The following is a 2,599-nucleotide window of genomic DNA, read 5'->3' on the forward strand; positions in this document are numbered from 1 at the left end:
AGAAAAAAGTGGGTGATTTTTGAAAAATAGGTTCTGAAAGCCCCATGAAATAAGGGCTGAAGATTCCGAGAAGTTATCATACAGAAAGGGAGGAGCGGTATGAAACGTCTGTTTAATCTTATACTCGCTTGCCTGCTTATCGTTTCGCTATCAGCCTGTGGCAAACGGACAGAGACGGATTCCCTTACGGATAAAGTGTCGGAGCAGGATAGGCAGGCAGAAAGTGTAGAAACAACAGAGCAGACAGGACAGGAGCAGTCAGCAGCATCGGAAACCGCACAGACTGAGGCAGAAACGGAAAATGATATGGCTGGCGGGCAGGAACAGCAGACACAGGGAGATGGAAATACAATGACAGGAGATATTTCTTTTAACTTTGAAACAAAGACAGTTTTACTGAACAGTGGGTATGAAATGCCCATATATGGGATTGGCACATACAGCCTGACCGGGGATACTTGTGTGGAGTCTGTCACGGCGGCATTAAACAGCGGCGTCCGCCTGATTGATACTGCCTATATGTACCATAACGAGGAAAGTGTGGGGGAGGCTGTGAGGAACTCCGGCATACCGAGGGAGGAAATCTTTGTCATTACAAAGCTGTACCCGAACCAGTTTTCCGATCCGGAAGCGGCGATTGAGGAGGCGCTTGCCAAATTAGATATAGACTACATTGACATGATGCTGCTCCACCACCCCGGAACAGGCGATGTGGAGGCTTACCTTGCAATGGAAAAAGCGGTTGCAGACGGCAAAATCCGTTCGCTTGGGTTATCAAACTGGTATGTGGAAGAACTGGACGAATTTTTACCGCAGATAAACATTACCCCGGCTCTGGTGCAGAATGAAATACACCCGTATTATCAGGAGAACGATGTAATCCCATACATTCACAGTCTTGGGATTGTGGCGCAGGGCTGGTATCCGCTTGGCGGCAGGGGGTATACGGCAGAGCTGCTTGGGAATGAAGTGATTTCGGAAATTGCAGCAGCGCATGGGAGATCATCGGCGCAGGTTATTCTTCGGTGGAATCTGCAAAAGGGTGTCGTAGTCATTCCCGGCTCCAGCAATCCCGATCATATTCAGGAAAACACGGAATTGTTTGATTTTGAATTGACGGAGGAGGAAATGGGGCGTATCAATGCCCTTGACCGTGGCGAGAAACATGATTGGTACTAAAAAAATTTGTAAAGCGGAGGCGGCATATGAAAGTTTTAGCGATTAACGGCAGCGCAAGAAAAGACGGAAACACAGCAATCCTGATCAATACTGTGTTTGAGGAACTGCATAAGGAAGGAATTGAAACGGAGATGGCGCAGCTTTCCGGAAAAATCATTGAACCCTGCAAGGCTTGTTGGGCTTGCGGCGGAAGAAAAAACTGTGTCCATAAAAAAGACCAGTTTCAGGAGATTTTTGAAAAAATGAAACAGGCTGATGGGATCATTCTTGGCTCACCGGTATATACTGCAAATATTTCCGCAAATATGCAGGCGTTTTTGGAACGTGCATCCGTGGTAGCAGATATGAACAACGATGCGGATCTACTTAAATATAAAGTAGGCGCGTCCGTTACGGCAGCCCGCAGGGGCGGTGCAATCGCCGCACTTGATGCAATGAATCATTTTTTTATGCTACAGAATATGTTTGTGGTTGGATCTTCCTATTGGCCTATGGCTTATGGACAGATGCCGGGGGATGTGCAGAAGGATGAAGAAGGAATGGAAACCATGAGAAATCTTGGCCGGAATATGACATATTTGTTGAAAACTCTGGAAGAAAGGCGGCGATAAGATGAAAAATAAGATTTGCATTGTGCTTTCATTCTTGCTGCTTTTTATTATGACTGGATGTGGAAATAATGAAGCCCAAAATGGAGTGGAAAGCACTCTGCCGCAAACTGAAGAACAGACAGAACAATCTACGGATTATGAACAAGTAGGTTCCGGAACAGAAATTCAGAAGTCATCAGAAGCGGTTTCAGAGCCGGAACAGGAGTCGGATATGGGAACAAAAACCTTAGTAGTGTATTTTTCTGCTACTGGAACGACAAAGCTATTGGCAGAATATGCGGCGGAAATTCTAAACGCCGATCTTTATGAAATCGTGCCGGAAGACCCTTATACGGAGGAGGATTTAGCATATTATACAAATGGTCGGGCAGATCAGGAGCAGAACGATCCTTACATACGTCCAGGGATTTCTGGCAGTGTGGAGAATATGGAGGAATATAATACGATCATCCTCGGCTACCCTATATGGCACGGACAGGCGCCACGGATTATCAGTACCTTTTTAGAGAACTACGATTTCTCAGAAAAGACCATTATTCCATTCTGTACTTCACATAGCAGTGGAGTTGGTTCCAGTGCAAGTAATCTTCACTCTCTTTGCTCTGAATCTGTACAGTGGCTTGATGGTGAAAGGTTTGCCAGTGGAACTTCAAGGGAATCAATAGAAGAATGGCTTAACAGTATTAGTATCTTAAATTGGGAATAGTCTTGATAGGCTTAGATGAAAGACAAGGGGAGACTGTCCGAAAACTCGGACAGTTATAGAATGAAAAAAGGGTAGATACATCCGGACAAAAACGGATGATTTA

The 2,599-nt window shown here is 45.4% G+C and carries 3 protein-coding genes; all 3 read left to right on the top strand.

What is annotated here, in order from left to right; translation table 11 throughout:
* Positions 1-99: 99 nt before the first annotated feature.
* The 3 genes from NFS31_RS26460 to NFS31_RS26470 are packed head-to-tail and all read left to right on the top strand — an operon-like array spanning position 100 to position 2,496.
* The gene (locus NFS31_RS26460) at positions 100-1,179 is read left to right on the top strand and encodes an aldo/keto reductase family protein (protein ID WP_251502006.1); all 1,080 of its coding nucleotides are present in this window, start codon (positions 100-102) and stop codon (positions 1,177-1,179) included.
* A 26-nt stretch (positions 1,180-1,205) separates the two neighbouring features.
* A complete protein-coding gene (locus NFS31_RS26465; RefSeq protein ID WP_251502009.1) occupies positions 1,206-1,790 on the top strand; it encodes a flavodoxin family protein in 585 nt (194 codons plus the stop codon).
* Between the two features lies 1 nt (position 1,791).
* Positions 1,792-2,496, top strand: coding sequence for a flavodoxin (locus NFS31_RS26470; RefSeq protein ID WP_251502013.1), 705 nt, complete (start codon positions 1,792-1,794; stop codon positions 2,494-2,496).
* Positions 2,497-2,599: the final 103 nt, after the last annotated feature.

It is taken from the genome of Otoolea muris (genome assembly GCF_943193115.1).
GTDB lineage: Bacteria > Bacillota > Clostridia > Lachnospirales > Lachnospiraceae > Otoolea > Otoolea muris.

Coding starts and splice junctions, on each gene's coding strand:
- NFS31_RS26460 (WP_251502006.1), top strand. CDS start 100: ATGAAACGTCTGTTTAATCTTATACTCGCTTGCCTGCTTATCGTTTCG.
- NFS31_RS26465 (WP_251502009.1), top strand. CDS start 1,206: ATGAAAGTTTTAGCGATTAACGGCAGCGCAAGAAAAGACGGAAACACA.
- NFS31_RS26470 (WP_251502013.1), top strand. CDS start 1,792: ATGAAAAATAAGATTTGCATTGTGCTTTCATTCTTGCTGCTTTTTATT.